This is a genomic window from Larkinella soli (assembly GCF_003703975.1).
GTDB classification, from domain to species: Bacteria; Bacteroidota; Bacteroidia; order Cytophagales; family Spirosomataceae; genus Larkinella; species Larkinella soli.
Window position 1 is genome coordinate 34,537 of record NZ_ML112622.1, and the last position, 26,252, is coordinate 60,788.

Genomic DNA, 26,252 nt, shown 5'->3' on the forward strand with positions numbered 1-26,252 from the left:
GATCAGTCCGGGCGGGTTACGGTTTTCGATAAATCGCCACGACGGTGGCCCCTTCTTTCAGCACCGGCAGCGCCTTGACGGCAAAGCGGGTGGCGGTATGCAAAAGCCGGCTTAAGCCGTTGGTTCCGAGAAGTTTCTCCAGCCACAACCGGTAGCCGACGCTCCGGTGCGTGGCCGAAGCAGGTTCGACCCGGACATCCACGGTCTCCAGCCCTATCAGCGTTCCGGCGTTCCGGAGCGAAACCGGGTCCCAGAGCAGGGTATGGTGGGGCGGCAGGTTCAGCGTGTGGTACGGGTCCTCCCGGAAATAATAGGAAGCGTTGTTGGGCACCCCGATCGCCATCAGGCCGCCCGGTTTGACGCACTGCACCGCCTGCCGGAAAAACGTCCCCACGTCGTTGACATGCTCGAAGACCTGAAACGCACAGACCAGATCATACTGGCCGGCAAACTGTTCGGCATGTTCGCCGAGGTCCTGCCCGATGAGGTTCACCCCGATCTCTTTTCCGTAAGCGATGGCGTCCTCGTTCAGTTCCAGCCCCAGCCCGACGGCCCCTTTCTCCGGCAGCTTTTTCAGAAAAAAGCCGTTTCCGGAACCGATCTCCAGCACCCGGTCGCCTTTCTTCAGGGCTTGAAAGACCTGTTCGTGTTCCCACTTCCAGGGGCTGTAATAGCCTTTGTACTGCCGGGCCAGTTCGGCGTAGAAACTGCCGTCGCCGGCGAGGGTAAACGGGTAATAGAACCGGAGCTGCGACTGGTTGCAGCGGTAGATCGTGACGGCTTCCAGACCGCTGAAAAACCGGCTCACGTCCATGCCGAAATCGGAACGGTACCGCTGAACGATGGTCGGAATGTTCAGGGTCCGGACCGGCGACACGTCCGGCGAGTGGGTCAGGGGAGAAAGTACGGTCATGCTTGCAGGATGCGGGCCAGTTCCGCCGTTCGGTCGCTCATTTCGTATTCACGGATCATTTTCTGCCGGGCATTCCGGCCCAGTTCTCCGGCCTTTTTCGGATCGCTCAGCAGCAGGTGGATATAATTCGCCATGCCCTCCACGTCGCCCTCCTCCACCAGAAAGCCGGTCACTTCGTGATCGACGGCTTCCTTGATGCCGGCATGGCGGGTGCTGACGATGGGCAGGCCCGAAGCCGAAGCTTCCAGCACGGTATTAGGCGTTCCCTCCGAATCGCCGTTGGCCGGATTCACCACCGAATGCTGGACAAAAAGCCGGGCCTTCCGGTGCCAGGCTGCAATTTCCTCCGCTTTTTTCACACCTTCAAATGAAACGGCATGTTTCAGCTCCAACTCCCCGACCAGCTTCCGGGAAGCCTCCAGCAGTTCTCCGTTGCCGATCATCACCAGCCGCGCGTCGGGATGCCGCTCCAGCACCTTGTCGAATGCCCGGATGGTCAGGTGCGGAGCTTTTTTCCCCGTGAACCGCCCGACGGCCAGCACGATCTTGTCGGCGGTTTCGGGCCGGGCACCCTGAAAAAAGCCGGTATCTACCCCATAGGGGTTACGGTGTATCTTCTCCGGGTCGGCCCCCAGCCGGATGAGCTGCTGTGCCATGTCGGCCGATACCGCCACGACCGCTTTGGCGTAGGCAAAAAGGGCCTGGTAGCCCCTGCGGTATTTCTCGATGGACACCTGGTCGGAGGCATCGAAGCCGTGGAAATGCACCACCAGCGGCACCCCGGTTTTCCGGCAGGCGTCGAGTACGGCCGTTCCGGTCGGGCCGTACTCGGCCAGAACCACCTCGGGCCGGTTCTCTTTCAGATACCGCGAGAGGTAATAGGTATAAAAAGCCGGATAGAGCCAGGGCAGGCCCCGCTTCACGCCCACCCGAAGCGCTTCGGCCAGCGGCAGCCGGATGAGGTTCTCCCCGTCCTGCGTGCGGTAGGGCCGCCAGCCGCCCGAGAGCGACAGGGCCGGCTTCAGGTAGTGTAAGTGATTGTAAATGAAGGTCTCCGAATAATTGTTCCGGTTCGGATACGCGATGCACAGCTTCATACTTTCCTTCCTACGACCAGATACGTACAGGCGTCCCGGTCTTTCGTCTGCTGGGAGGTGGTTTTGTCGAAAAGGCTCACCAGCGCCTGCATCACCAGCGCAAAGGGCGGCCAGAGCCATTTCGGAATCTTGAACAGAAAACCATCCTGGAACAGTTGCAGCCCCATCGCCGACCGCCCGATGATGCCCCGGAACGCCACGATCTCGAAGCCGTTGCGGGCCACGATCTTCTGCAAACCGGCCGAGGTCCAGCGCCAGTAGTCGGTCGGGTCGGGGTGGTACATCCAGTAGCCGTGGGTGGTCAGCAGCAGCAGACCGCCGGGTTTCAGGATGCGGCAGGCTTCCTGGAGGTATCCTTCCGGGTCCTCGACGTGTTCGAGGACCTGCGTCGACAGCACGACATCCACCTGCGCGTCGGCCATCTCGATGCGGCTGTCGGAGCCGATATGGACTTCGGCGTGGGGGTTCCAGGCCAGATCGATGCCGAGGTAGTTCACCTGTTCGGACGGAAACAGCGTCACGTAGGGCTTGGTCCCGCAGCCGTAGTCGGCCAGCGTCACCCGCTCGCTCCGGGTCAGCGGATCGACGAAGGCGGTTTTGGCGTACTGCACCAGTTCCCGCAGTTTGGTCAGGTAATAGCGCCGGGGGTTGGTCAGGGAGGGCCTGATCCGGTAATGCTCGGACGGGTCGTCGGGCATCGCTTCCGTGCGCAGAGTCGAGTCGGTCATGATCCGGGGTTCCGGTAGTTATTTCCTGGCGTATTTCTCTTTGATGACGGCGGCAATCCGGCCGGCGGCCTGTCCGTCCCACAGGGGCGGAATTACGCCTTTTTTCGCTTTCCCTTCCAGAATCTCGACCAGCTTTTCGTGAACCGTCACCGGGTTCAGGTCGGCCAGGAGTTGGTTGGTGCCCAGCTCGACGGTTACGGGGCGCTCGGTGCTGTCCCGAAAGGTCAGGCAGGGAACCTGGAGGTAGGTGGTTTCCTCCTGAATGCCGCCCGAGTCGGTAATCAGCACGGCGGCATGTTCCATGAGGTCCAGAAATTCCAGATAGCCCTGTGGTTCCATCAGTTGCAGGTTGGCGATGGCGTTCAGCCGGTCGGCCAGCCCGAAGTGTTCGAGGTTGGTGCGCGTCCGGGGGTGAATCGGAAACAGCACTTTTTTATACCGGGCGGTATCCTCCACGATCTGAAGGATGCTTCGCAGCCCTTCCTCCGCATCCACGTTGGCCGGGCGGTGCATCGTCATCACCACGTAGCTGCCCGGCTCCAGCCCGAGATTTTTCACGGTGCCGGTTTCGGCGGCTTTCCGGCGGTAATGGACCAGCGAGTCGATCATGACGTTGCCGACGAAATGGACTTTTTCATTGGGAACACCCTCCCGGCGGAGGTTGTCGATCCCGGCCTGCTCGGTCACGAACAGGTCGTCGGAGATGCTGTCGGTCAGGATGCGGTTGATTTCCTCCGGCATCCGGCGGTCTCCGCTCCGCAGCCCGGCTTCCACGTGGACCACCGGAATATGCATCTTCACCGCCACCAGGGCGCAGGCAATCGTGGACGTCACGTCGCCCACCACCAGCACCACCTCCGGCCGCTCGGCCTCCATCACCTTCTCGAACTCCAGCATGATGCGGGCCGTCTGCTGGGCATGCGACCCTCCGCCGACGCCCAGAAAATAATCCGGCTGGGGCAGTTCAAGCTGGTTGAAAAACACGTCGCTCATCCGGGCGTCGTAATGCTGGCCGGTATGGACGATTTTGGATTCAAGGTCCGGGAAGGTCCGGAAGGCGCGGTGCAGCGGAGCCACTTTCATGAAATTCGGCCGGGCCCCGACGATATTGAGAATCTTGGTCATATTCAGACGTTGGAAACCGCCCGGCGGCTTTTCAGGACGTATTCGAAAGCCCGGACGTATTCCCTTAGGACGGCGTGGATATTCACTTCGTCACGGATGATCCGCAGCGAATGGGCGCCGAAGGCTTCCACCCGGCCCGGTTCGCCCAGCAGGGCGTCGATTTTGGCGGTCAGGCTGTCGGCGCTTCCGTTTTCGAAATAGCCGCCGTTGTAGCCCTCCCGCACCAGCCGCTTTTCGGTGCCGTCGGCCACCGAGCAGATCACCGGTTTGGCGAAACACATGGCGTCGTTGATGGACAGGCCGCCCATCCCCGCCAGTACATACACCGCCGACGCATGCAGATACCGCCCCAGCGACACCGAATCATATACCCCGCCCACGAACCGCACTCGCCCGGCAACCCCCTGACTCTCGGCCAGTTGCTTCAAAGCCGCTTCTTCGGGGCCGTAGCCGACCACCACCAGTTCGATGGACGGATACCGGGTTTGCAGCCGACGGACGGCCTCGATGATCAGATCGACGCGCTTCCACTTCACCAGCCGACCGACGTGGATCAGGCGGTGGGGGTTGGGCGGCAGCACCGGCTGTTCGCTGCGGACCTGTTCGTAGGCCACCAGCAGTTCGTCGGTATCGGGCGAGTTGGAGGTAATAAATATCTTTTCGTTCGGAATGCCGTAGCTGCCGATGATCTGCCGGGCTTCGTCGGTGTAATAAATGTGGGCGTCGGACCGGCGCAGGTAAATCCGGCGGGCCACCGTCACGCCTAGAAACCACAGATAACCGCCCAGGCTTTTCTTTTTGTTGAGGCTGAAATCCTCGTTCAGGTTATTGCCGCCGAAGTAATATTCCTTCACGCGGCCCCAGGTCGGGACGTTGAAGGGGATGTCGCGGTTGATGAGCCGGATGCCGGTCCGGCGGAACCAGCCCCAGAACGAGGGGCTCATGGCAAAGTGCAGAATATACGGCCAGTTGACGATCAGGATGTCCGGCTTTTCGGCGTCGAGAGTTTCCTTCAGGTTTCTGAAAAACGGTTTGCCGTACCAGGTGCGGTATTCTTCCAGTTCGTGCAGTCTGAATCGGCGGCCGGACGTGTCTTCATGCACCCCGGAGCCGATGCTGGCGCTCCGCCGGGCCGGCTTGATCAACGCAACTTCCACGCCGTACTCGGAAACCAGTTTATTGAGTACCAGGGTAAAATAATGCGGTAACCCCGCCATCATGAAGCAAACTTTCATTGCTGAGGATTCGTCAATCAATCCGCAAAAGTACAACGAAATACCGGATTTCCGGCGACCGTTTTCCGAACCGCGCCGGGCCGGGCCCTCCCGTTGGGCGGTCCGGCCGGAATCCTTACTTTTGCGCCATGCTTCTTTTTCGCTTTCTGTTTAAAGATGCCTTCCGGTCGCTGACCAGCCCCACGGGCCGCGTCTTTCTCGGTCTGCTGCTGCGGTATGGCGGCCGGCCCCGGTTCCAATCGACGGAAGTGACCTTCGGGCGGTATCGGTTCACGGTGCCCGACGCGCTCTCGTTCGTCTGGCAGTACAAGGAAATCTTCACCGACGAATCCTATTATTTCGAGCCCAAACGGCCCAACCCGATCATTCTCGACTGCGGGGCCAACATCGGCATGAGCGTCACCTATTTCCGGGAGAAATTTCCGAAGGCCCGCATCGTCACCTTCGAAGCCGACCCCGCCATCGGCGCCATTCTCCGGAAAAACCTGACGGATAACCGGGTGGCAGAAATCGAAGTGATCAACAAAGCCGTCTGGACCGACGACCATGGCGTTTCCTTTGCCAGCGAGGCCGCCGACTCGTCCTCCATTTTCTCGGACAAACCCAAAACGCTGATTCCCTCCGTCCGACTGCGCGACTACCTCCTGCGCGAGCCCTACGTCGACCTGCTGAAAATCGACATCGAAGGGGCCGAAACGGCCGTGCTGGAAGACTGCCGGGATGCGCTGTCCCGCGTGGACCGGCTGTTCGTGGAGTTTCACTCCTACATCGGCCACCCGCAGACGCTCGGTACGGTGGTCCGGATTCTGGAAGAAAACGGTTTCCGGTATTACGTCGATACCAACCAGCACCGGAAACGGCCGCCCTTCGTCGATTTTCAATACTCCGGCAACGCCGTCATGGACCTCCAGCTGAATATCCACGCCTGGCGGATCTGACTCAATGTAGATACGGGTTCGGGGGAAAATCGAGCATCCGATAGCCCTGACGCACCAGTTCCTGCACGGTTTCGGCGGTCGGTTTCTCCTTGAAAATCACTACTGAAAGGGCTTCGCTCGGCAGCAGGCTCAGGTCCGACAGCAGGGTGCGGAAACGGATTTTCCTGGTTTGCTGCTCAATAGTTTGGGCAGCTCCCACATTACCGGGGTTGAATCCTTTGTAGGCGATCATCGGCAGGCCCATGCCGCAGGCCATCTTTTCGAACTCACGTAACGAGATTTTGAACACGTAATTCCCGACGGTTTCGAACGAATACTGGTTTTTCCAGAGCCGGCGCAGCAGACCGGTATCGAAGCGGTCGAGCAGGTTGCGGATAAACAGCAGCAGCGGCATCTGGGCGATGGGGTCGAGCGGCTCCTGAATCACGACTGCCCGCCGGCAGACCCGGATCATCTCGTAAAACCCGAGGGCCGGGCGCGGAAAGTGGTGGTAAGCCTCCTTGCAGTAGACGTAATCGAAGGTCCGGTCCGGAAAGGAAAGCTTCTCGACGTTCTCCACCGAGTAATCACGGATCAGGTTGCCGGCTTTGGTTTTGCTCAGGATGGCGTCCGAGAGGTCGCTGGCAAGCACGTCGCATCCCCGGCGCTGGAGGTAGGCCGCATCGGCGCCGTAGAGGTCGCCCACGGTCAGCCAGCGGGTGCCGGGTTTTGCCAGCGCATCGGTCAGCTGCCAGAACTGCCGGTGAATGAAGTAATTGACGTCGCCCTCGCGGAACAGGGATAGATCGGCATCAGTCTGGAGGTAACTGGCGGCCCGCTGGACGATGTGTTCTTCGTGTGCCTGATAGCTTTCCTGATTCATATAAATAGTACGATGGCCCCGGAGGCCCACTCACCGCCCGGCCGATGCCCGCAAAAGTACGGATTCGGCGCCACAATCGAAGCCCGGCCGGACGGGTTCCGGCGTCCCGGATTACGATTTCTGGAAGTTTCGGTGCAATTTTGCTTCCTGTCAATCAACGCGCCCGCATGCGGATTCTGCATCTCAGCACCTTTCATACCACCGGCGGAGCGGGCATCGCGGCCCGTCGGCTGAACGAAGCGCTGGTGCGGAATGGCCTGGATTCGCAGCTGCTGGTGCCGCAGACCGACCGCCCCGAACCGCAGGTGACCGGCCTGGCCGAAACGCCCCTGCAGCGCAAAACCGCCCTGGCCCGCTTCGCCCTCGACCGGCTGTCCTTCTGGCTCCACGAACGCGACAAAACCGTCCGGTTCGCCTTTTCACCGGCGCGGGTCGGCAGCGACCTCAGCCGGCATCCGCTGGTCCAGCAGGCGGACGTTCTACATCTGCACTGGACCCAGTTCGGTTTTCTGTCGCTCGACGGGATGCGGAAGCTGTTCTCGCTCGGCAAACCGGTCGTCTGGACGCTGCACGACATGTGGGCCTTTACGGGCGGCTGTCATTACAGCGGCACCTGCGAACGCTACCGGACCCACTGTCAGCACTGCCCCTTCCTCCGTCGTCCGGCCGAACACGACCTCTCCTACCGGGTGTTCGAGCGAAAAAAGGCGGTTTTCGCGAATGTTCCGCTGACGTTCGTCACCCCGAGCCGATGGCTGAGCGACCTGCTGAAAACCAGCGCCCTGGCGGGCGGTTTCCCGGTGGAGGTGCTGCCCAACCCCATCGACACTAAGCGGTTTCAACCTTCCCCGGACCGCGCCGACATCCGGCGGCAGCTGAACCTGCCCGTCGACCGGCGGCTGCTGCTGTTCGGCAGCTTCAATACCGCCGACCCGCGCAAAGGCTTCCGGTATGTGCAGGAAGCCCTTCGAAAGGCCAAAAACAACCTGCCCGATACTGAACTGATGGTTTTCGGCAAAACCGGCCCGGAAACCGACGCGGCCCTGCCCCTGCCGGTACATTCGCTCGGATCGGTGTCGTCGGAGGAGCAGATGATCCGGATCTATCAGGCGGCCGACGCCTTCGTGATTCCTTCGCTGGAAGACAACTTTCCGAATACCGTCATCGAGTCGCTGGCCTGCGGCACCCCGGTGGTCGGCTTCGCCACGGGCGGCATTCCCGAACAGATCACCCACCTCAGGACCGGTTATCTGGCCGAACCGAAATCGTCGGACGACCTGGCCGCGGGCCTGATCTGGCTGCTGAACGAAACCGACCCGGCGATGGTCCGGACGCAGGCTGCGGATAGTGTAAAACCGCTGGATTATGCGGTAATGGCGGAACGGTTCGGTAGTTTATACCGAAGAACCGGCGGGAACGGGGCGGTTTGATTCGGTCTGTATTACTCCGGCAAACCACCCCCCGGCCCCCTCCTTGGTAAGGAGGGGGTGGCTTCGCCGGTTTCAAAACTGGCAGCGCACTCCCCCTCCTTACCAAGGAGGGGGCCGGGGGGTGGTCCCACCTTAAAAAATCTTCAGGCCGCCCTGGTGCCGGCATAACACGGCATAGGCATTCGGTTTGATCTTCCGCAGGAATGGAACCGCTTCGATGAGTTTGCTTTTGGCGACGCGCAGAAACCCGGTGAGCCGACTGGGGGCCGACCGGCGCAGGACTTCGGCATCGTAGAAAACGAAGTCTTCGCGCAGGATTTCGTAGCCTTCCGATTTCAGCAGAAACCTGAACAGCGAAGGCGTGAAAATGTTGATGTGGCCGTAGGAAAGGAAATGGTCGGTTTTCTGGTCGACGAAGAAACTGAAATCGATCGGCACCTCGAAGAACTGGTAGTCCGCCACCCGGGCGATCTCGCGCAGGAGCAGACGCGGGTGTTCGACGTGCTCGATGACGTGGGAACAGGTGGCGAGTCGAAACTCCCCGGCCGCATACGGAATGGTGTAGCCGTCGAACAGCCTGACCTCCCGCAGCGACGCCAGATTCCGCTCGCGGATGCGGCCGACACCACTTTCCGAGATTTCAAGGGAATACATCGCCGGGCAGAACTTCGATCCGTCGAGCTGCTGCAATACCGCCCCGTCGCCCGAGCCGACGTCGAGCATTTTATCGAACCCGTAGGAGCCACAAAGTTTGCGGATGTCGTCGGCCTTCAACCGGGCGCCCAGATCACGCCAGGAACGGTCAGAATCAGCGTATTGGGACTTGTAAACTTCCTGAAGCGCGGACGATGTGGACGGATTCGAAGGCATGGGGCCGTAGGTTAGCATTCAAAAATACCGTTTTTTTGCGAATTGTCATCCGCAGCCATGCCCCTGCTTTCCATCATCACGGTCACCTACAACGCCGAACGCTTCCTGGAACGCACCCTCCGAAGCCTGATCGCCAACCGGCCGGGTGCGGAGGTGGAGTATCTGATCGTCGACGGTAATTCGACCGACCGGACGAAGGAGATCATCCGGCAGAACGAGGCCGTCGTCGCCCACTGGCTGTCCGAACCGGACCGGGGGCTGTACGACGCCATGAACAAGGGACTGCATCTCGCCACCGGCGAATACGTCTGGTTTCTGAACGCGGGCGACGAAATCCACGACGGGCAGGTCATCGACCGGCTGCTGGGGCAGATGAAGGCCAACCCGGCTGATATTTATTATAGCGACGCACTTTATGTGGACGAAACCGGCCGGGCGCTGGGCCTGCGGAGCGAACTTACCCCGCACTCGCTGCCCCGTCACCTGACCTGGCAGGATATGGCCATGGGGATGAAGGTCTGTCATCAGGCGTTTATCGCCCGCCGGAGCATCGCTCCCGACTATCCGGCCGACAACCTCAGCGCCGATGTCGACTGGGAAATCCGCTGCCTGAAAGCCTCCCGCCACACCCTATGGCTCGATTTCATCCTTTGTAAGTACCTGACGGGCGGCCTGTCGGTCCAGCGTCACCGCGAATCGCTCGCCGACCGGTTCAAAGTTCTCCGGGCGCATTTCGGTCTGGTGCCGACGCTCTGGAACCACCTCCGGATCGTGGCGCGGGCCGTGCGGTTCCGACTCAACTCCTGAAACGCTTTTCCATGAAGTACACCTTTCTTTGTTTTCTGCTGATCTGGCTGGCCGCCCTCCCGCTCCGGGCGCAGACCGCCGGCGACTCCCTGCCCACCGAGCGACGTTATCCGCTGAAATCCTTTATCGCCCCGGCCGTGCTGGGGGGCAGTGGGGCGGTTTTGCTGGGTCATCCCACCCGCGAGCCGTTCACCGGCCGGCACCTCTCCTACGCCGACGACTACCTGCGTTTCGGGCCGTACGGTCTGCGGGCGGCCTTGCAGCTGGCGGGCGTGAAACCGGCCGTCCGGCTGGGCGACGAAATTGCGGTAACTATCCTGTCCAATGTGGTAATGGCCGGGGTGACGGAGGGCCTGAAGCGGACGGTACAGTCGACGCGGCCCGACGGTTCCGACCGCCGTTCGTTTCCGTCGGGGCACGCGGCTGTGGCCTTTACCGGTGCCGAACTGCTCCACCAGGCTTATAAACACAGAAGTCCGTGGATCAGTGTGGCGGGCTACGCGATGGCGACGGCAACGGCCGTCTTACGGGTCGGCAATGCAGATCATCACTGGGCGGATGTGCTGGCCGGGGCGGGCATCGGCATTGCTTCGGTCAAAATCACTTATGCAGTATATCCACTCATCAAACGAAAACTCTTTCGGACAGCCGGAACGGCAGGACGCCCGAAATAAAAAGCTCACTTCCAGTCTTTTGCTTCCCGCGAATTTTGCATTTGGGCCGCTTTTTTCATGAAATTACCGCTTTACCGCTGTATTAAATTCGTTTTTCATTGCCGCGATTTGTCGGTTTGTTAAGAAATGAAAATAAATTTGCGGTTCGCAAGCGAAAGACCAACGATTCTTCTTTTGCACTCAGAAAACCTAAAATAGACTTTTATCATGAAGCGCATAGCTGTTTTTACTTCCGGCGGTGATGCACCGGGCATGAATGCCTGTATCCGGGCGGTGGTCCGGGGTGCGGTTTACCACGGCGTCGAGATTTTCGGCATCCGTCGGGGGTACAGCGGTATGATCAACGGTGATATTTTCCAAATGACCTCCCACTCGGTGAGCAACATCGTTCAGCGCGGGGGAACCATCCTGAAGTCGGCACGCAGCAGGGAATTCATGACGTCGGAAGGCCGGAAAAGGGCCTATGACCAATTGATGAATCACGGAATCGAGGGGCTGGTCGCCATCGGCGGGAACGGGACCTTCACGGGTGCCCTTAAATTTTTCGAAGAATTTCAGATCCCGACCGTCGGCGCGCCGGGAACCATCGATAACGACCTGTACGGAACCGACAATACCATCGGCTACGACACGGCCGTCAATACCGCTCTCGAAGCCATCGACAAAATCCGGGATACGGCCGACTCCCACGACCGCATTTTCTTCATCGAGGTGATGGGCCGCGATTCGGGTTACATCGCCATCCAGTCCGGGATTGCCGGCGGGGCCGAAATGGTGATGGTGCCGGAAGTACTGACCCCGATTTCGGAAGTGGTCGAAACGCTGAAACAGGGCTGGAGCCGCTCGAAATCCTCTTCCATCATCGTCGTGGCCGAGGGTGACGAGGAAGGCAACGCGGCCGAGGTGGCCGAAAAGATCCGGTCGCAGGTGGGCGTCGACGTCGATATGCGGGTGACGACGCTGGGCCACATCCAGCGCGGAGGCATCCCGACGGCTTATGACCGCATTCTCGCCAGCCGCCTGGGTCTGGGCGCCCTCGAAGGCCTCCTGAACGGCGAAAAGAACGTCATGGCCGGGATCGTCAACAACGAACTGGTCTACACGCCCTTCGTCGACACCATCAAACTCCCCAAACCGATCAGTGAGGACCTGCTCAGAATGGTCAAGATATTAAGTGTTTAAACATACCCCGCTCCCCAGTACGCCAGGTACCCGACCCACTCGTGGACGAGCCAGTAAAAGTTGTAGAAGGCTTTTTCGGTAGGCAGCAGGAGGTGGTTGGGCGCGTACTGGCGGCTTTCGCTGAGGAAGGCCGCCGGGTAGGGAACGACCCGAATCCCCTGCTTCTCGAAACAGCCGACGGCCCGGCGCATGTGCCAGGCCGAGGTGATCAGTACGTTCGTATAGCCTTTCAGATGCCGCCGGAGGAGGGGGGCGGAATAGAGCGCATTTTCGTGCGTGTTCCGTGATTTCGGCTCCCGGAGGATGTCTTTTGCCGGAACGCCCGCCAGCCTCAGAAACCGTTCGACCATCGTTCCCTCGTCGGCCACATTCCGGACGAAGATCGTCCCGATGCCGCCACTGATCAGAATTTTCTGAATCTGCCCGGCTTTATACAGAACCAGCGCCTGCCCGAGCCGGTCGGCCTGGTCGCCGAGGTAGATGCGGTTTTTCGGCTCCGCATCGACGTCGATCATGCCGCCGGTCAGCACCACACCCACCCGGGGGGCCGGGGAGGCCGGGAGCGTCGCCGGCGGGTACTCCCACCAGAGCGCCAGCTCATTCGTCAGAAAGCCGTTGCCGCCGATCCAGAGCCAGCCCAGGGCCGCGATCAGAGCCGCCCGGCGTCGGGCATGATTTTTGGTAAAAAGGGCAATGAGAAGGGTAAAGGCCAGGATGCCCATCGGCATCACGAGAAATGAAAGCACTTTGGAAAGAAAGTAGAACATCGTGTATGCGAAGGCCGCCGGCCCAACGTTATATCTATTAATTTTGCAATTCTGATTCCGGTTCACCAACCTATACGCTCATGACCCGCCGATTCTGTTTTGCGGCCCTCCTGCTGCTCCTTGCCGTCCCGACGCTGTGGGCACAATCGTCCGAAGGCCACAAAATTAACATTCGTATCAAAGGGCTTGCCAACAAGACGGCTTATCTGGCCCATTTCTACGGCCCCACGCAGTACATTCCCCGCGACACGGCTAAAGCCGACGCCCAGGATCTGTTCGTCTTCGACGGGCCGAAGGCGCTGCCCGAAGGACTGTATATGGTGGTGGTCAACAACAAACCGGTGCTGGAACTGGTGATCGGGGAACAGCAGTTTTCCGTTCAGACCGATACCGTCGATGTGGTCGGCTCCATGCAGGTGACGGGTTCCCGCGAGAATACCACTTTTTACGATTACCAGCGATTCCTGAGTAAAAAATACGGGGAAATGGGCAGCCTGCAACAGCAACCCGGCGGTCAGGAGAAAATAGCCGTCCTTCGCCGGGAGGTGGACGCCTTCCGGAAGGATTTTATGGAAAAAAACGCGGGAACGCTGACCGTCAAGCTCTTTCGGGCCGCCGACGAACCCGAAATACCCGAAGCGCCGAAATTAGCCAATGGCCGCCCCGACTCGAATTTCGTGTTCAATTACTACAAAAGTCACTACTTCGACGGCTTCGACTTCACCGACGAGCGCCTGCTGCGGACGCCGTTCCTGCAGAAGAAACTGGACCGGTATCTGAAGGAACTGACCGTCCAGACTCCCGACTCGATCATCCCGGCGGCCGACTATCTGGTCGGGAAAGCCAAAGCCAACAAGGACATTCTCCAGTATACGATCTGGTACATCACCAACCAGTATGAGGAGCAGAAGAAAGTCCTGAACACCGACGCCGTGTTTATCCACATGGCCGAAAAATACTGGCTGACAGGCATCATGCCGGTGAGCGACACGGCAACGCTGAAGGGTATCCGCGAGCGCGTGAAGGTCCTGAAGCCGCTGCTGGCCGGAAAAACCCTGCCGAACGTTTCGCTCCAGGATACCCTGGGCCGCTGGCGGGCGCTGCACGATCTGAAGGCGGAATATACGGTGGCCTTCTTCTATGACCCGGAGTGCAGCCATTGCCGGGAATCGGCACCCAGGCTGAAAAAGTTCTATGAGGCCAACAAGGCGAAGGGTGTGCAGGTCTACGCCGTCGCGATCGGCAAGACGCCGGAAGTCTGGAAGAAATTTATCCGGGAGTTCAGGCTCCAGAATCTGGTGAACGTCTACGGGCCCAGCTCACCGGTCGATTACAAGAACCAGTACGACGTCTACTCCACCCCGACCGTATACCTCCTCGACCGCAACAAAAAGATCCTGGCCCGGCGGCTGCCCGTCGAGGATCTCGACGGCTATTTCGACTTCCTGCTCCGCCAGCAGGCCGCCAAAAAGCCCGCCCCGGGACCGGCCGCCAAAGCAAGCGTGAAGGGGAAGTAGTTACTCCCGGATTATCAAAAGGCTCTTGATTTAATTGTTAAGATTAAATCAAGAGCCTTTTGATTTTTGATCCACTCACTTTATAAATCTATGCGATGACGGCCCAATGTGAGTTGATATTATTAGCTGCCTTTTCCCTTGTTGCTTCCCAGAAACTATTTTGCCAAAAGCCTGAAGAGAAAAAGGGGATAATCAAAATTCTGAATGAACGATATAAGGTAGAATCAGTGGCCGGTTTCCACTCTAATCTCTATATATCCAACCTAAAGAACAAGAAATTAGAACCTGAAGAAATAACAACAAACGCTTCGGCCATCAGTCGGTTGAGCGGATGCATGAAAGAGCATGGACCTATAATTAACACTTTGATAGAAAACTCCTTAAAATTCAGAACAGGGGATTTAAGTAGACATGGGGAAATGCTTGGCATCGTCCTGTTTCTAAACAGATCCGGAGAGGTCGTTTACGTTAATTTTATGATTAACGAGAAATCAATAATCAGCTTTAGGGGTCTTTATCTCCTTGAGAAAGCCATTAAAGAGCATTTGAAATGCCCGGTAATTAGTCCTTACCTGTTACCGGAAGAGTATATAAGTTGGGGCATGGTTCCCATCAGACCCAATAAATAGTTTCTTTTCTACCCTAAAATCGGAAGATTAAAATAAACACTCACCGCATCTTGGTGCGCTTCACGAGGTAGCTCGTCAAAATCTGGTCGAAGCCTTTGGCGATGTCGGCTTCGATGAAGTCGATGCGGTATTGGCCGCAGCGGATTTTCAGCTCCTGGTAGAAGGTACGGACGGCCTGCCGGTAGGAATCGCGGACCTGGTTGGGCTGCACTTTCACCTTTTCGCCGGTTTCGAGGTCGATGAACTCGTAGGGCCGCTCGTCGAAGGAGAATTCTTCCTCCGTTTTCTTATCGGTGACGTGAAACAGCAGCACCTCGTGCAGGTTGTGGCGCAGGTGCTGGAGGGCCGAAAAGAGGTGGTCGACCTCGGAGACATTCTCGAACATATCGCTGAAAATGATCACCAGCGACCGCTTGTTGATCTTCTCCGCCAGCTGGTGAATCACCTCGGCCGCCGACGTCCTGCGCAGGGGCCGGGGCTGCTGGAGCAGGTTGTTGAGCTGCTGAAATATCTTATGGACGTGCGAGGGCGTCGATTTGGTCTGGGTCTGCACCTCCACTGCCTCGGAAAAGGTCGTCAGGCTGACGGCGTCCTTCTGCCGCTGAAGCAGGTAGGACAGACAGGCTGCGGCCAGGATGCTGAAGGTAATCTTTCCGTAGCCCGGTTCGGGGTAATACATCGTCGATGAGGTATCGAGCAGCAGGTGGCAGCGCAGGTTGGTTTCTTCCTCGAACCGCTTGACGAACAGCCGCTCCGACTTGGCATACACCTTCCAGTCGATGTACCGGGTGCTTTCGCCGGTGTTGTAAAGCCGGTGTTCGGCAAATTCGACCGAAAAGCCGTGAAAGGGAGACTTGTGCAGACCGGTGATGAACCCCTCCACCAGCTGACGGGCCAGGAATTCGACATTTCCGAATTCACGGACTCTGTGCAGATCGACTTGTGTTGCCATAGGGATTAAAATAAGTATCGCGGACTTTCTGATCACACAACCGGGGCATCAAATTTATTCTGTGCCTGAAATGCGCCGGGTGTGCGGGAGAAAGACCGCGATACGAAAACGTTTGCTACGCTTAATTGTTGCTAACGGGCGTGAGCATGGGCATCAACTGGGTGTTGGTCGGAAACAAGACGGCGGTTTCCTGTTCCGCTACGGAACGCGCCCGTCCAACCACCCGAATCGCCACGTTGGCAACTCCGGATTTCAACATCCCGATGGTTTTGGCGGCCGAATAGGCCAGATCGATGATTCGACCTTTTCCGTGGGGGCCCCGGTCGTTGATCCGGACGACCACCGATTGGTTGTTGGCTAAATTGGTCACTTCGACCATGGTATTCATGGGTAGTGAGAGGTGGGCAGCCGTCAGTTCGTCGTTCTGATAACGTTCTCCTGACGAGGTCTTTTTTCCATGAAACCGCTTGGAGTAGAAAGAAGCCTTGCCTTTCTGTATGAGACCCGAATGGGTCTCCGTTGGTTTCATGCTGCTCAGGAGCAGCATGATAGACACGATTACACTCATACAGTTTTAGGTTTGGTGGTAAAACAAAAAACGAGGCTGAGCGCCAGACACTTACGCCCCACCTCGACTCAGGATTTTCCAATCCCTTTACTACAAAGATAACGGTAACCGGGAAAGAGGCAATATGTTTCCTCAATTTATTATAAGATTCTCCTTATTTCGTCTAATTCCAGACCATAGGGTATGAAAATTTATTTCAGGCAAAGTTTTTGCTTGTTATACTAATCCGCTTATTTTAGCGTTTGAATCACCTCAAACCAATCACCGATTGTGGAAGAAAAAGAGAAAGAAAAAATCTTTTCCAAGCGCGTCAGAGCTGGAAAACGAACCTACTTCTTTGACGTCAAATCCACCCGCGCCAACGATTATTATCTGACCATCACCGAAAGCCGCCGGCATCCGCAGGGCGATGGTTTCATTTACGAGAAACACAAAATGTTCCTCTACAAAGAAGATTTCGACAAATTTTCCGAAGCCCTTCAGGAAACCATCCAGTACGTTAAAACGGAACTGATGCCGGAATTTGACTTCTCACAGTTTACGGCTAAAGATGAACTGGAAGACATTGGCGGCAGCGAACTGAAATGGGATTAGCCCCCGATGGGTGCTTCCAGCTGATCTTCAGCCTCTGATTGCCTCGGAGGCTTTTTTGTTTTTCACCGCCCGAAGGGCGAACTTTGCCGTTGAGAACGAGCGCGTGCCTCGTTCAGCAACGCTTTTATCATTTCAAAATGAGTTTACAATGCGGTATTGTCGGGCTGCCCAACGTCGGGAAGTCCACTTTGTTTAATGCCATATCGAGCGGAAAGGCCGAAGCCGCCAACTACCCGTTCTGTACCATAGATCCCAACGTCGGCGTCGTAACCGTCCCGGACGAGCGGCTCGACACCCTCGAAGGCCTGGTCAAACCCCAGAAAGTCGTGCCGACCATCATCGAATTCGTCGACATCGCCGGTCTGGTGAAAGGGGCCAGCCAGGGGCAGGGCCTCGGTAACAAGTTTCTGGCCAACATCCGGGAAGTCGACGCCGTCGTTCACGTCATCCGCTGCTTCGAAGACGACAACATCGTCCATGTCGAAGGCCGCGTCAACCCGAGTTTCGATAAGGACATCATCGATACCGAACTCCAGCTCAAAGACCTGGAATCGGTCGACCGGAAGCTTCAGCGCATCGAGAAAGCCGCCCGCACCAGCGGTGACGCCAAAGCGAAGGCCGAACTCGAAATCCTGCTCCGCTATAAAAACGCGCTGGAAGACGGCCGCAACGCCCGCACCGTGGAGGCCACGCCCGAAGAACGGATGGCCGCCGTCGGCGAACTTCAGCTCCTGACCGTCAAACCGGTCATCTACGTCGCCAACGTCGACGAAAAATCACTTCCCGACGGCAACGCCTATTCCGACAAACTGAAGGAAATCGCCAAAGCCGAAGGCGCCGAAGTGGTGGTCATCTGCGCGGCCATCGAAGCCCAGATTTCGGAAATGGAAGACCCCGACGAGCGGCAGCTGTTCCTGGAAGAGTACGGCCTGAAGGAATCCGGTCTGGATCAGCTCATTAAAGCCTCTTACCGTCTGCTCAACCTCATCACCTACTTTACGGCGGGTGTCAAGGAAGTGCGGGCCTGGACCATTCAGCGCGGCTGGAAAGCCCCGCAGGCCGCCGGCGTCATTCACTCCGATTTCGAGAAAGGCTTCATCCGGGCCGAGGTGATCAAACTGCCCGACTACGTTCAGTATAAAACCGAAGCCGCCATCAAGGATGCCGGTAGAATGGCCGTCGAAGGCAAGGAGTACGTCGTGGAAGACGGCGACATCATGCACTTCCGGTTCAACGTGTAACGCCCACGGCCTTCCCGGCTCCGAAAACCGGCTTCCCTCCGGCCGGGGTATGCAGGAGACGAAACGCCGGGTAACCGTCTTTTCCGGTTACCTCATCCACGGCATGGGCCTGAATTACACCTGTTGACGGAGGGGCCGTTCGCCGGAAAAGCCGAAAGGTGCCGCGATGAAATCCTGAAGGTTTTGCTGCCATAACCGGTGCCGTTTCAAACAGTCGGGTAATCATTTTAACCCGCTTTCCGGCCGGTTCGAACACCGGGGCAGTCCGGGTTCGGTTTTATTTGCTGAAATTCGCCTTACCCGGTAACATTCGGGGACCCGGTATGGCGAATTCCTACGAAAAACAACTGAGACTCATCGGCATTCCGCTGTTCATGGTGGCGAGCTGGCTCGGCAATCAGTATTACCTCCGGCCTCTCGACTGGACGCTGATCGAAGCCAACCTGCAAAGCCTGGTCTGGGTCGTACTGCACTGGGAAGTCATCCGGCTGATTCTGCATTTCTTCCGCCGGCGCCTGCCCCGGCATGCACAGCTGGTGATCCGGCTCTCCGTGACGCTGCTGGCCTGCGGTCTGGCCGGGATGGTGGTCGGGGGCATCCTGTTCCTGCTTTATCAGGGACTGACCGGGCGGGAGACGCTGTTAGCCGTTTTTGCGGGACAGTTCGGACCTTCGTTCTTCTTCTCCGGTCTGGTCGTGGGCGCCCACGAAATCATGTATACGTTCGGGGAACTGCGCCGGATGGAGCGGGAACAGGAGGAACTGAAGAAAGCGCACCTGCAAAGTCAGCTGGATTCGCTGAAAAGCCAGGTCAACCCGCATTTTCTGTTCAACAGCCTCAACTCGCTCCTATCCCTGATTTCGACCTCGCCCGAACGGGCCGAGCGTTTCGTGGAAGAACTCTCGTCGGTGTATCGCTACCTGCTCCAGACGAACGAAAAGGAACTGAGCACCCTGCGGCAGGAACTGGGCTTTCTGCACTCCTACTTTCACCTGCTGAAAACCCGCTTCGGCTCCGGTATCCTGCTGACGCTCCGGATTGACCCGGGCCTGCAGGAACACCGGCTGCCCTCGCTCACGCTCCAGTTGCTGATCGAGAATGCCGTCAAACACAACGTCATCTCGACCTCACGCCCGCTGACCATCGAACTGATCACCGAAGGCGGACCGGCCGGCGGGCCTCCCCGGCTGACGGTCCGGAACAACCTCCAGCGCCGGGAACAGGCCGTGGCCTCCAGCCGTATGGGGTTGAACAATATTCTTTCCAAGTTCCAGCTGCTCAATCAGGCCGACGTCAGCATCACCGACGCCGACGGATTCTTTACCGTGAGCCTGCCGCTCCTAAACCCCCTGACCGCATGAACGTGCTGATTGTCGAAGACGAAGAACTGGCCGTCGAACGGCTGCAGAAACTGCTTTCGGAAGTGGAACCGGCCGCCCGGGTGGCCGGCATCACCGACAGCATCGCCGACTCAACCCGCTGGCTCGAAACCCACCCGGCACCGGACCTGATCCTGATGGACATCGAACTGGCCGATGGCCAGAGCTTCGAGATTTTCAACCGCGTCCGGGTGCAAAGCCCGGTGGTATTCACCACTTCCTACGACGAGTTTGCCATCCGCGCCTTCCGGGTCAACAGCATCGACTACCTCCTGAAACCCATCAAACGGGAAGAACTGAGAGCCAGCCTGGATAAGCTGAACGATCTGAAACGGCAGTTTGCCACGCCCGCCGAACCGGCTTCGGGCCGCATCGAGCAACTTATCCGCGAACTGGCGCAGCCCAGAAAAGAATACCGCGACCGCTTTCTGGTTAAAACCGGCTCCCGCTACGTGTCCGTCGAAGTCACCGACATTGCCTATTTCTGCTACCTCGACCGACTGACGTTCCTGAAAACCTGGAAAAATGAGCGGTATGTAGTGGATTACACCCTCGACGAACTGGAAGAACTGGTTCCGCCCAAACTCTTTTTCCGGGCCAACCGGCAGTTCATCGTCCATATCAAATCCGTCCAGACCATCCACAGCTATTTCAACCACAAGCTGAAGCTCACCCTGCAGCCGGCCGCCGAAGCCGAACTCCTCGTCAGCCGGGAGCGGGCCACCGACTTCAAAATCTGGATGGGGAAATAAACGCAGCCATACATACAAATACGAATGAACATGACAACTCACCTCTCTCCCCAACGGCGCCGGCAGGTTCTGGTCGGCCTCTGCCTGATTGCGGCCCCGGTCGCCCAGCTCGTCGGCGACAGTTACTACGTCATCGGCGATTTTCCGTTTGCCTTCTCCCTCTGGCGGTGGGTCGGCCACCTGCTTTTCATCCCGGCCCTCCTCGGCCTGTCCCACTACTGGCTGCGCGGTCGGGCGGACTGGCTGGGCCTGATCGGAACCGCCCTGGTGGTGATCGGCAGCATGGGCGCGGCCAGCCTCTTCAGAATCATGCGGCTCAGTTCGGTGCTGGAAGTGGGTCAGAACGGATTCCCGCTGGTGGCCGAGCAGGCTTTCGGAAGAAGTCCGGGCATTGCGGCCAGCCTGTTTCTGGGTTCGCTCCAGTTTCCGGTCGGGCTGGTCGTGCTGGGTGCGGGAGTCCTGCGGGAGCGCAGCCTGCCGGGCTTTGCCGGTATTCTGCTGATGGCCTGCGGGTTACTGTTCTGGCTGGGCAACGCCATGGAGATCGATGCCTGCCTGCTGGCCGGCGACACCCTCACGCTAAGCCTGCTGGGCTGGCTGGGAAGCCGGCTCCTGGAGGGTTCGGACCACCGACCGCCGGTGGTGGAGGTGCGCGCCGGGCGGATTTCGGAATAAGCCGGTCTTTCGGTACGGTTACCGCCGTTTGTTGATACCGAACCGCCGGTAACCGATCAGCTGGTCGGCGCGGGAGGCCGGGGGGCGGTGGTAGACGAAGATCTCGTAATCGTTCTCCGTCGTCGAATAAGTCCCTTCGATCAGGATTTCGTTTCCGTCGGTTTTCAGGCCCGAGCGCGTCACCGGCGGGGCGATGCCTTTCACGGAATAATTATAGTTGTAAACGCCCTGCTTCAGCGGTATTTCGACCTGATAGGCCCGAAGGTCGGGTTTGAAGGTCATCCGGTTCCGGTCGTCGAGCCGCCAGAACTGAAACCCGCCGTTGACATACACCTCCGCGTTCGGAATTTCGTCCATCCGCAGAGTGAACACGGTATTGATATAATCGGCCTGGGTGGCGCCCACGTGGGTTTCGAGAATGTCGATCACGTTCATACCGTTGAAGTCATCGGTCTGGACGTAGGCGCCCACGCTCCGGGGCCCGTCGGTCTGCACAAAAGCCGAGTTGCCTTCATCACGCCGGACCACCCGCTCCACGTAGTTTCCGCGCGAAATCACCGTCCGGATGTCGAAATACCGGTATTCGTTGCCGCCGGGAAAGGTATTTTTGAGATCGAACAGGCGGTATTCGAGCAGGTTGTCGAAAGCGCGGAGGTTGGTCGGGCGCAGGCCCGTGATGACGAGGTCGTCGCGGAAGTTCTGGCGGATCACGATTTTGAGGTCTTCCTGCGGAGCGATGAGCTGGTACCCCCGGTAGCTGATGTCGAAGTCGACCTGCTGGGCCGTGAACCGCAGCTGCGGGTCGTTGGCGAACTGAACCGTCGGCGCAACCGTCACCCGGTTATTATAGACCATGAACCGCCGGCTGAAAAAGACCTCCCTCGGATTCCGCTCATTATACACCACCAGCACGTAATTTCCCGGCAGCTTCAGTTTCGGCAGCGCATACCGGTAATGATAATACGGCACCTTCGTGTTGAGGGAGATCTGGTAATCCTGAATCGGAAAGTCGTTGTATTCGTAGGTAAACTCGATATCGTTCAGGACGGACTGCCGCCAGTCGGCATTACAGTGTACGAATTTGGCCCGGAAGGGGCGGTAATTGGCCGTCAGATCGTCGAATTCCAGCACCAGCTGCGTGCCGGCCGCCTGGTCGATCACGGGCGGGTTGAGCGTCAGGGCCGGGTCGGTGAGGTCGCTGCCGAGCAGCGGGTACAGCAGGACGGTTTTGATGGACGCGTCGAAAATCCGGTCTTCGGCCGGCTGGTTCTGGGCCCGGGCGGACAGGGCCGTCAAGCCGAGAAGCACCCCAACCTTCAGGAGATAAAAAGCCAGTCTGAAATGGTACATAATCAGGTATTAAAACGAAAATACAGGGAAGCCGGTATACAATTATGTATTTCATCCGTATACTTCCGGTGGTTTAGCCGCCAGTCCGATACGATCATGATCAATTACAACCCGAAAGAGTGGCTTCGGTTTCTGATTTCTTTCCCGAAGGCGGATACGGTTCGAAAGCTGCTGCCGTTCCTGATCGGCATGGGCGTTTATACGTCGGCCATCGCCTTCATCATTCTGGAGGTATTTCACATGAAAGACAATTCCGACCTCCGGAACGTCTCCCTGATGCACTCCCTGTTGGGTTTCGTCATCTCGATGCTGCTGGTTTTCCGGACCAATACCGCCTACGACCGCTGGTGGGAAGGCCGCCGGCAATGGGGGGCGCTGGTCAACAACAGCCGCAACCTGGCCCTCAAGATCGACTCCCTGCTCGACGCAACGGCCACGGCCGAGCGGGCCTTTTTCAGGGCGATGATCCCGAATTTTGCCTTTGCGATGAAAAACCATCTGCGCAGCCACTTCCTCGAGCGTGAGTTTACGGAAAGCCCCGGGTTTCGGCTGGGCGATCTCAAACCACAGGAACACGTTCCGGCCCAGATTGCCGCGGCTCTGACCGCCCGGGTATTCGACCTCCAGCGACGGGGCGTGCTGCTGCCCGAACACCTGCTTTTTCTGAATAGCGAACTTCAGAGCCTGATGGACGTCTGCGGGGCCTGCGAGCGAATTCATAAAACGCCCATCCCCTACTCCTACAGCGCCTTTCTGAAAAAGTTTATCCTGACCTACTGCCTGACGCTCCCGATCGGATACGTCTTCAACCTGCATTATTTCGTGATCCCGTTCTGCGTGTTCATCTTCTACGTGCTGGCCAGCCTGGAGGTGATCGCCGAAGAAATCGAAGACCCGTTCGGCCTCGACGCCAACGACCTTCCCGCCGAAACCATCTGTGAGAACATCCGGATTTCCGTCGGTCAGCTTCTTGCCGTCTCGCCCCCGGTCCAGTCAACTTCTTCAGCTTCAGTTTCCTGAGTTTTTGGATCTCGGAGGAAACCGTTATTTTGCGGAGGTGCCCTGAAACCGTAAAACGATGAGTCTGACCTTAGTGAAACAATGTCCCAACTGCCGCACCGGCCTGGAAAGTGAATACAACTACTGCCCGGCCTGCGGGCAGACGACCCACCTCCATCGTTTCAACCTCCATCATATCTTTCATGAGGTATTTCACGCCCTGACCCACGCCGACAAAGGGGTTATCCATTTGGTGAAGGAGCTTACAATTCGGCCGGGGGTTGTGGCCCGTGAGTATATTCTGGAAGGAAAACGAAAGAAGTACTTCAATCCTTTCACGTTTCTCGTGCTGATCGTGGGCCTGACCATTTTCGTCAATTCCATCGTTCATCCCTACACCCGGAGCAGCGATCCGGTCGGTCAGGCCGCCGGTCGGGAATACCGGACGGAGCAGGAACGGCAGCAGAAGCTGAAAGTAGCCGAACGGATCCGGACCTCCCAGCAGTTTCTGGAAAAGCGGGGCAACGTGATCATTTTCCTGGCGATTCCGATCGTGACGCTGACCTTCTGGCTGCTGTTCTTCCGGTCGGGCGTCAACTACGCCGAACATCTGGTGGCCCAAGTGTTCTTTACCGGGTATTACTCCCTCATCACCTCGCTGGTTTTCACCCCCTTACGGCCGCTTTTCCCTAATGCAAACGCCTTCGCCGGTACGCAGATTCTGTTTCAGCTGGTCTATATTACCTTCGCCTATTATCAGTTTCTGCCCCCGAACCGACCCAAATCCGTGTTCCGCGTCGCCCTGGCCACGCTGGCGGCCCTGATGACCTGGGCGGTCGTGTCGTTTGCGGCTATGTACCTTTATATCCGCTTCGGCTGATTTCAGGCCAGTTTCTTTTCCAGTTCCTCGGCTTCGAGCATGGCTTCTTCCCACTGCTCCTGCAGGTCGTTCAGCTTTGCCGAAAGCCGCTGGTATTCGGCGGTTTTTTCCTGAAGTTTCCGGCTGTCGGCCATCAGGGCGGGTTCGGCCATTTCGGCTTCGAGCCGCTTTTTGGACTTCTCCAGGTCAGCGATCTGCTGTTCGGTTTCGCCGGCCTGCTGGGTGGCTTTTTTCAGAGCACGCTGCCATTCCTTCCGTTCGTCGTCGGTGGCGCTGCGGCTCTGGCCGTTGGTTTTCTGCCCGTTGACCGGGGTGCCGTTGCCGTTCAGGGCGGCCGGTTTTCCGTTGGAGGAGCCGGTATTGGCGCCGGAAGAGGTTCCGTTCGGCTTTTCGGCCTTCCGTTCCTCCATCCACCACTCATACTCCTCATAGGTGCCGGGGTATTCCTTGATCTGCTCGTCTTCGATGTACCAGATTTTGTTGGCGATCTGCGAGACGAAATACCGGTCGTGCGAAACGACCACATACGTCCCTTCGTACTGCTCCAGCGCCTGGATGAGGATATTCACCGACTGCATATCGAGGTGGTTGGTCGGTTCGTCGAGCAGCAGGAAGTTGGCCTGTGACAGCAGCACTTTCGCCAGCGCCACGCGGGATTTCTCTCCCCCGGACAGCACCTTGATTTTTTTGAAGACGTCGTCGCCCGAAAACAGGAAGCAGCCCAATACCGTCCGCAGTTCGGATTCGGACTTGGTCGGGTTGGAGCTTTTCAGTTCCTCCAGCATGTTGTCCTCGACGTTCAGCGACTCCAGCTGGTGCTGGGCATAGAAACTGAACGAGACGTTATGGCCCAGACGACGCTGGCCCTGAATGGGTTCGGTGCCGGCGATAATCCGCAGCAGCGTGGACTTTCCGCGTCCGTTAGCCCCGATGAGCGCCACCTTGTCGCCCCGTTCGAGCCGGGCGTTGGCGTGGGTCAGGATTTTCTTTTCGCCGTAGGCTTTGGTGGCGTCTTCCAGGTGCAGGATGTGGCGGCCCGGCTGGGTCGAGAAGTTGAACCGGAAGTTGACCCGGGCATTCTCGTCGATTACCGCGTCGACCAGTTCCATCCTGGACAGCATTTTCATGCGGCTCTGGGCCTGTTTGGCCTTGGTGGCCTTGGCCTTGAAGCGTTCGATGAAACGCTCGGTCTGCCGGATTTTGGCCTGCTGGTTTTCGTAGGCCCCCTGCTGAATTTCGTTCCGCAGGGATTTTTCTTCCACGTAGAACGAGTAATTACCGGGATAGTAATTCAGTTTGGCGCCCGACACTTCCACGATCGTATCGACGACGTTGTCGAGGAATTCGCGGTCGTGGGAGACCACCATGACGGCACCTTCGTAGTTCTGGATGTATTTTTCAACCCACTGGATGGAGGGAAGGTCCAGGTGGTTGGTCGGTTCGTCGAGCATCAGCAGCGAGGGGCGCTGAAGGAGCAGTTTGGCGAGCATGACGCGCATCCGCCAGCCGCCGGAAAACTGCCGCAGGGGTTTGTGGAGGTCGTCGGTGGAGAAGCCGAGCCCTTCGAGGATTTCCTCCGCTTTCGACTGGATGGTATAGCCGTCGAGGGCGGCAAATTCGTCCTGAGCCCTGGCGAGCTTATCGATCAGTTCGTCGCGGTAGTTAACCTCCATTTCGTGCAGCAGACTATCGATACGCCGTTGCAGGACGTTCTGCCGTTCGAAGGCCTGCATGGCCACGGACAGGATCGAGTCGTCGGTCTGGTACGAGAGCAGGTCCTGATTCAGGAAACCCAGGGTGACGTCGCCGGCTTTGGAGATGGTGCCCCCGTCGGTCTGGTATTCACCGATGATGAGCCGGAGCAGGGTCGATTTACCGGTTCCGTTAAGACCGATGAGGCCGATTTTCTGACCCGGTTTGATGTGCAGGGACGCATTTTCGTACAACGGCCGGCTGCCGAGATAATAGGAGAGGTTGGTAATGGAAATCATACCGCAAATTTACGCAAAATTGTCCCGTTTGCTTGCATGAATTATTACGAACCCGTTATATTTGCACCCACAATTTGGCAGGCAGTTATCCCGGCTC

At 58.1% G+C, this 26,252-nt stretch carries 26 protein-coding genes; 14 read left to right on the forward strand and 12 right to left on the reverse strand.

Annotated elements, in window-relative coordinates:
* Window positions 1-16: 16 nt before the first annotated feature.
* From DX909_RS00170 to DX909_RS00190, 5 genes are read right to left on the reverse strand one after another with little or no spacing between them, the layout of a single operon-like run.
* Window positions 17-913, reverse strand: a complete 897-nt coding sequence (locus DX909_RS00170; protein WP_128543027.1) for a class I SAM-dependent methyltransferase — start codon at window positions 911-913, stop codon at window positions 17-19.
* Entirely contained in the window at window positions 910-2,010 is a 1,101-nt protein-coding gene (locus DX909_RS00175; protein ID WP_164851152.1) for a glycosyltransferase, read from the reverse strand. The genes DX909_RS00170 and DX909_RS00175 overlap by 4 nt, the downstream gene beginning before the upstream one ends.
* On the reverse strand, window positions 2,007-2,738 hold the full coding sequence (locus DX909_RS00180; RefSeq protein WP_128543029.1) for a class I SAM-dependent methyltransferase: 732 nt from the start codon (window positions 2,736-2,738) through the stop codon (window positions 2,007-2,009). Before DX909_RS00180 ends, DX909_RS00175 begins: the two co-directional genes overlap by 4 nt.
* An 18-nt stretch (window positions 2,739-2,756) precedes the next feature.
* Complete coding sequence (wecB, locus tag DX909_RS00185; RefSeq protein WP_128543030.1) at window positions 2,757-3,863, reverse strand: non-hydrolyzing UDP-N-acetylglucosamine 2-epimerase; 1,107 nt, start codon at window positions 3,861-3,863, stop codon at window positions 2,757-2,759.
* 2 nt (window positions 3,864-3,865) lie between these two features.
* Window positions 3,866-5,098, reverse strand: coding sequence for a glycosyltransferase family 4 protein (locus tag DX909_RS00190; RefSeq protein ID WP_128543031.1), 1,233 nt, complete (start codon window positions 5,096-5,098; stop codon window positions 3,866-3,868).
* A gap of 128 nt (window positions 5,099-5,226) precedes the next feature.
* Here DX909_RS00190 and DX909_RS00195 point away from each other — a divergent pair, with 128 nt between their 5' ends.
* Complete coding sequence (locus DX909_RS00195; protein WP_128543032.1) at window positions 5,227-6,036, forward strand: FkbM family methyltransferase; 810 nt, start codon at window positions 5,227-5,229, stop codon at window positions 6,034-6,036.
* A 1-nt stretch (window position 6,037) separates the two neighbouring features.
* On the opposite strand, the gene DX909_RS00200 is transcribed toward DX909_RS00195, so the two are convergent.
* Window positions 6,038-6,898 carry a class I SAM-dependent methyltransferase gene (locus DX909_RS00200; protein WP_128543033.1) on the reverse strand — a complete coding sequence of 287 codons (861 nt, stop codon included), beginning with the start codon at window positions 6,896-6,898 and terminating at the stop codon, window positions 6,038-6,040.
* A gap of 167 nt (window positions 6,899-7,065) precedes the next feature.
* Between DX909_RS00200 and DX909_RS00205 the strand changes: the two genes are divergently transcribed.
* On the forward strand, window positions 7,066-8,328 hold the full coding sequence (locus tag DX909_RS00205; protein WP_128543034.1) for a glycosyltransferase family 4 protein: 1,263 nt from the start codon (window positions 7,066-7,068) through the stop codon (window positions 8,326-8,328).
* Between the two features lie 132 nt (window positions 8,329-8,460).
* On the opposite strand, the gene DX909_RS00210 is transcribed toward DX909_RS00205, so the two are convergent.
* On the reverse strand, window positions 8,461-9,198 hold the full coding sequence (locus DX909_RS00210; RefSeq protein WP_128543035.1) for a class I SAM-dependent methyltransferase: 738 nt from the start codon (window positions 9,196-9,198) through the stop codon (window positions 8,461-8,463).
* A 57-nt stretch (window positions 9,199-9,255) separates the two neighbouring features.
* On the opposite strand from DX909_RS00210, the gene DX909_RS00215 reads away from it, so the two are divergent.
* From DX909_RS00215 to pfkA, 3 genes are all read left to right on the forward strand, one after another.
* A complete protein-coding gene (locus DX909_RS00215; RefSeq protein ID WP_128543036.1) occupies window positions 9,256-10,005 on the forward strand; it encodes a glycosyltransferase family 2 protein in 750 nt (249 codons plus the stop codon).
* A gap of 11 nt (window positions 10,006-10,016) precedes the next feature.
* A complete protein-coding gene (locus DX909_RS00220; protein ID WP_128543037.1) occupies window positions 10,017-10,679 on the forward strand; it encodes a phosphatase PAP2 family protein in 663 nt (220 codons plus the stop codon).
* Window positions 10,680-10,886: 207 nt separating this feature from the next.
* Window positions 10,887-11,861 carry a 6-phosphofructokinase gene (pfkA, locus tag DX909_RS00225; protein WP_128543038.1) on the forward strand — a complete coding sequence of 325 codons (975 nt, stop codon included), beginning with the start codon at window positions 10,887-10,889 and terminating at the stop codon, window positions 11,859-11,861.
* On the opposite strand, the gene DX909_RS00230 is transcribed toward pfkA, so the two are convergent.
* Window positions 11,858-12,628, reverse strand: a complete 771-nt coding sequence (locus DX909_RS00230; protein WP_128543039.1) for a YdcF family protein — start codon at window positions 12,626-12,628, stop codon at window positions 11,858-11,860. The genes pfkA and DX909_RS00230 overlap by 4 nt on opposite strands.
* Before the next feature lie 80 nt (window positions 12,629-12,708).
* Here DX909_RS00230 and DX909_RS00235 point away from each other — a divergent pair, with 80 nt between their 5' ends.
* Both DX909_RS00235 and DX909_RS00240 read left to right on the forward strand, forming a co-directional pair.
* Window positions 12,709-14,145: a TlpA family protein disulfide reductase gene (locus DX909_RS00235; protein ID WP_128543040.1), complete on the forward strand. Its 1,437-nt coding sequence runs from the start codon at window positions 12,709-12,711 to the stop codon at window positions 14,143-14,145.
* A 95-nt stretch (window positions 14,146-14,240) separates the two neighbouring features.
* The gene (locus DX909_RS00240) at window positions 14,241-14,774 is read left to right on the forward strand and encodes a hypothetical protein (protein ID WP_128543041.1); all 534 of its coding nucleotides are present in this window, start codon (window positions 14,241-14,243) and stop codon (window positions 14,772-14,774) included.
* Between the two features lie 40 nt (window positions 14,775-14,814).
* Here DX909_RS00240 and DX909_RS00245 read toward each other — a convergent pair whose 3' ends face one another.
* Together DX909_RS00245 and DX909_RS00250 are read right to left on the reverse strand one after the other, a co-directional pair.
* Window positions 14,815-15,726 carry a DUF58 domain-containing protein gene (locus tag DX909_RS00245; protein WP_128543042.1) on the reverse strand — a complete coding sequence of 304 codons (912 nt, stop codon included), beginning with the start codon at window positions 15,724-15,726 and terminating at the stop codon, window positions 14,815-14,817.
* Window positions 15,727-15,847: 121 nt separating this feature from the next.
* Window positions 15,848-16,294 carry a septal ring lytic transglycosylase RlpA family protein gene (locus tag DX909_RS00250; RefSeq protein ID WP_128543043.1) on the reverse strand — a complete coding sequence of 149 codons (447 nt, stop codon included), beginning with the start codon at window positions 16,292-16,294 and terminating at the stop codon, window positions 15,848-15,850.
* Between the two features lie 270 nt (window positions 16,295-16,564).
* Between DX909_RS00250 and DX909_RS00255 the strand changes: the two genes are divergently transcribed.
* The 5 genes from DX909_RS00255 (at window position 16,565) to DX909_RS00275 (ending at window position 20,935) form a co-directional block, all read left to right on the forward strand.
* On the forward strand, window positions 16,565-16,888 hold the full coding sequence (locus tag DX909_RS00255; RefSeq protein ID WP_128543044.1) for a DUF3276 family protein: 324 nt from the start codon (window positions 16,565-16,567) through the stop codon (window positions 16,886-16,888).
* A 137-nt stretch (window positions 16,889-17,025) separates the two neighbouring features.
* Window positions 17,026-18,129 carry a redox-regulated ATPase YchF gene (gene ychF / locus DX909_RS00260; RefSeq protein ID WP_128543045.1) on the forward strand — a complete coding sequence of 368 codons (1,104 nt, stop codon included), beginning with the start codon at window positions 17,026-17,028 and terminating at the stop codon, window positions 18,127-18,129.
* A 323-nt stretch (window positions 18,130-18,452) separates the two neighbouring features.
* Complete coding sequence (locus tag DX909_RS00265) at window positions 18,453-19,490, forward strand: sensor histidine kinase (RefSeq protein ID WP_128543046.1); 1,038 nt, start codon at window positions 18,453-18,455, stop codon at window positions 19,488-19,490.
* Window positions 19,487-20,260: a LytR/AlgR family response regulator transcription factor gene (locus tag DX909_RS00270; protein ID WP_128543047.1), complete on the forward strand. Its 774-nt coding sequence runs from the start codon at window positions 19,487-19,489 to the stop codon at window positions 20,258-20,260. The genes DX909_RS00265 and DX909_RS00270 overlap by 4 nt, the downstream gene beginning before the upstream one ends.
* 24 nt (window positions 20,261-20,284) lie before the next feature.
* Window positions 20,285-20,935: a hypothetical protein gene (locus tag DX909_RS00275; protein WP_128543048.1), complete on the forward strand. Its 651-nt coding sequence runs from the start codon at window positions 20,285-20,287 to the stop codon at window positions 20,933-20,935.
* Window positions 20,936-20,953: 18 nt separating this feature from the next.
* On the opposite strand, the gene DX909_RS00280 is transcribed toward DX909_RS00275, so the two are convergent.
* On the reverse strand, window positions 20,954-22,285 hold the full coding sequence (locus DX909_RS00280) for a type IX secretion system plug protein (protein ID WP_128543049.1): 1,332 nt from the start codon (window positions 22,283-22,285) through the stop codon (window positions 20,954-20,956).
* 96 nt (window positions 22,286-22,381) lie between these two features.
* Here DX909_RS00280 and DX909_RS00285 point away from each other — a divergent pair, with 96 nt between their 5' ends.
* Together DX909_RS00285 and DX909_RS00290 are read left to right on the forward strand one after the other, a co-directional pair.
* Window positions 22,382-23,305: a bestrophin family protein gene (locus DX909_RS00285; protein ID WP_128543050.1), complete on the forward strand. Its 924-nt coding sequence runs from the start codon at window positions 22,382-22,384 to the stop codon at window positions 23,303-23,305.
* Window positions 23,306-23,363: 58 nt separating this feature from the next.
* Entirely contained in the window at window positions 23,364-24,164 is an 801-nt protein-coding gene (locus tag DX909_RS00290; RefSeq protein ID WP_128543051.1) for a DUF3667 domain-containing protein, read from the forward strand.
* Between the two features lie 2 nt (window positions 24,165-24,166).
* Here the strand turns inward: DX909_RS00290 and DX909_RS00295 are convergent, their stop codons facing one another.
* Window positions 24,167-26,155 (reverse strand): ABC-F family ATP-binding cassette domain-containing protein, encoded by a 1,989-nt coding sequence (locus tag DX909_RS00295; RefSeq protein ID WP_128543052.1) that lies wholly within the window; start codon window positions 26,153-26,155, stop codon window positions 24,167-24,169.
* Window positions 26,156-26,252: the final 97 nt, after the last annotated feature.

Excerpts from the sequence above, each read along its gene's own strand:
- DX909_RS00170 (WP_128543027.1), bottom strand. The coding sequence starts at position 913 with ATGACCGTACTTTCTCCCCTGACCCACTCGCCGGACGTGTCGCCGGTC.
- DX909_RS00175 (WP_164851152.1), bottom strand. The coding sequence starts at position 2,010 with ATGAAGCTGTGCATCGCGTATCCGAACCGGAACAATTATTCGGAGACC.
- DX909_RS00180 (WP_128543029.1), bottom strand. The coding sequence starts at position 2,738 with ATGACCGACTCGACTCTGCGCACGGAAGCGATGCCCGACGACCCGTCC.
- wecB (WP_128543030.1), bottom strand. The coding sequence starts at position 3,863 with ATGACCAAGATTCTCAATATCGTCGGGGCCCGGCCGAATTTCATGAAA.
- DX909_RS00190 (WP_128543031.1), bottom strand. The coding sequence starts at position 5,098 with ATGAAAGTTTGCTTCATGATGGCGGGGTTACCGCATTATTTTACCCTG.
- DX909_RS00195 (WP_128543032.1), top strand. The coding sequence starts at position 5,227 with ATGCTTCTTTTTCGCTTTCTGTTTAAAGATGCCTTCCGGTCGCTGACC.
- DX909_RS00200 (WP_128543033.1), bottom strand. The coding sequence starts at position 6,898 with ATGAATCAGGAAAGCTATCAGGCACACGAAGAACACATCGTCCAGCGG.
- DX909_RS00205 (WP_128543034.1), top strand. The coding sequence starts at position 7,066 with ATGCGGATTCTGCATCTCAGCACCTTTCATACCACCGGCGGAGCGGGC.
- DX909_RS00210 (WP_128543035.1), bottom strand. The coding sequence starts at position 9,198 with ATGCCTTCGAATCCGTCCACATCGTCCGCGCTTCAGGAAGTTTACAAG.
- DX909_RS00215 (WP_128543036.1), top strand. The coding sequence starts at position 9,256 with ATGCCCCTGCTTTCCATCATCACGGTCACCTACAACGCCGAACGCTTC.
- DX909_RS00220 (WP_128543037.1), top strand. The coding sequence starts at position 10,017 with ATGAAGTACACCTTTCTTTGTTTTCTGCTGATCTGGCTGGCCGCCCTC.
- pfkA (WP_128543038.1), top strand. The coding sequence starts at position 10,887 with ATGAAGCGCATAGCTGTTTTTACTTCCGGCGGTGATGCACCGGGCATG.
- DX909_RS00230 (WP_128543039.1), bottom strand. The coding sequence starts at position 12,628 with ATGTTCTACTTTCTTTCCAAAGTGCTTTCATTTCTCGTGATGCCGATG.
- DX909_RS00235 (WP_128543040.1), top strand. The coding sequence starts at position 12,709 with ATGACCCGCCGATTCTGTTTTGCGGCCCTCCTGCTGCTCCTTGCCGTC.
- DX909_RS00240 (WP_128543041.1), top strand. The coding sequence starts at position 14,241 with ATGACGGCCCAATGTGAGTTGATATTATTAGCTGCCTTTTCCCTTGTT.
- DX909_RS00245 (WP_128543042.1), bottom strand. The coding sequence starts at position 15,726 with ATGGCAACACAAGTCGATCTGCACAGAGTCCGTGAATTCGGAAATGTC.
- DX909_RS00250 (WP_128543043.1), bottom strand. The coding sequence starts at position 16,294 with ATGAGTGTAATCGTGTCTATCATGCTGCTCCTGAGCAGCATGAAACCA.
- ychF (WP_128543045.1), top strand. The coding sequence starts at position 17,026 with ATGAGTTTACAATGCGGTATTGTCGGGCTGCCCAACGTCGGGAAGTCC.
- DX909_RS00265 (WP_128543046.1), top strand. The coding sequence starts at position 18,453 with ATGGCGAATTCCTACGAAAAACAACTGAGACTCATCGGCATTCCGCTG.
- DX909_RS00270 (WP_128543047.1), top strand. The coding sequence starts at position 19,487 with ATGAACGTGCTGATTGTCGAAGACGAAGAACTGGCCGTCGAACGGCTG.
- DX909_RS00275 (WP_128543048.1), top strand. The coding sequence starts at position 20,285 with ATGAACATGACAACTCACCTCTCTCCCCAACGGCGCCGGCAGGTTCTG.
- DX909_RS00280 (WP_128543049.1), bottom strand. The coding sequence starts at position 22,285 with ATGTACCATTTCAGACTGGCTTTTTATCTCCTGAAGGTTGGGGTGCTT.
- DX909_RS00285 (WP_128543050.1), top strand. The coding sequence starts at position 22,382 with ATGATCAATTACAACCCGAAAGAGTGGCTTCGGTTTCTGATTTCTTTC.
- DX909_RS00290 (WP_128543051.1), top strand. The coding sequence starts at position 23,364 with ATGAGTCTGACCTTAGTGAAACAATGTCCCAACTGCCGCACCGGCCTG.
- DX909_RS00295 (WP_128543052.1), bottom strand. The coding sequence starts at position 26,155 with ATGATTTCCATTACCAACCTCTCCTATTATCTCGGCAGCCGGCCGTTG.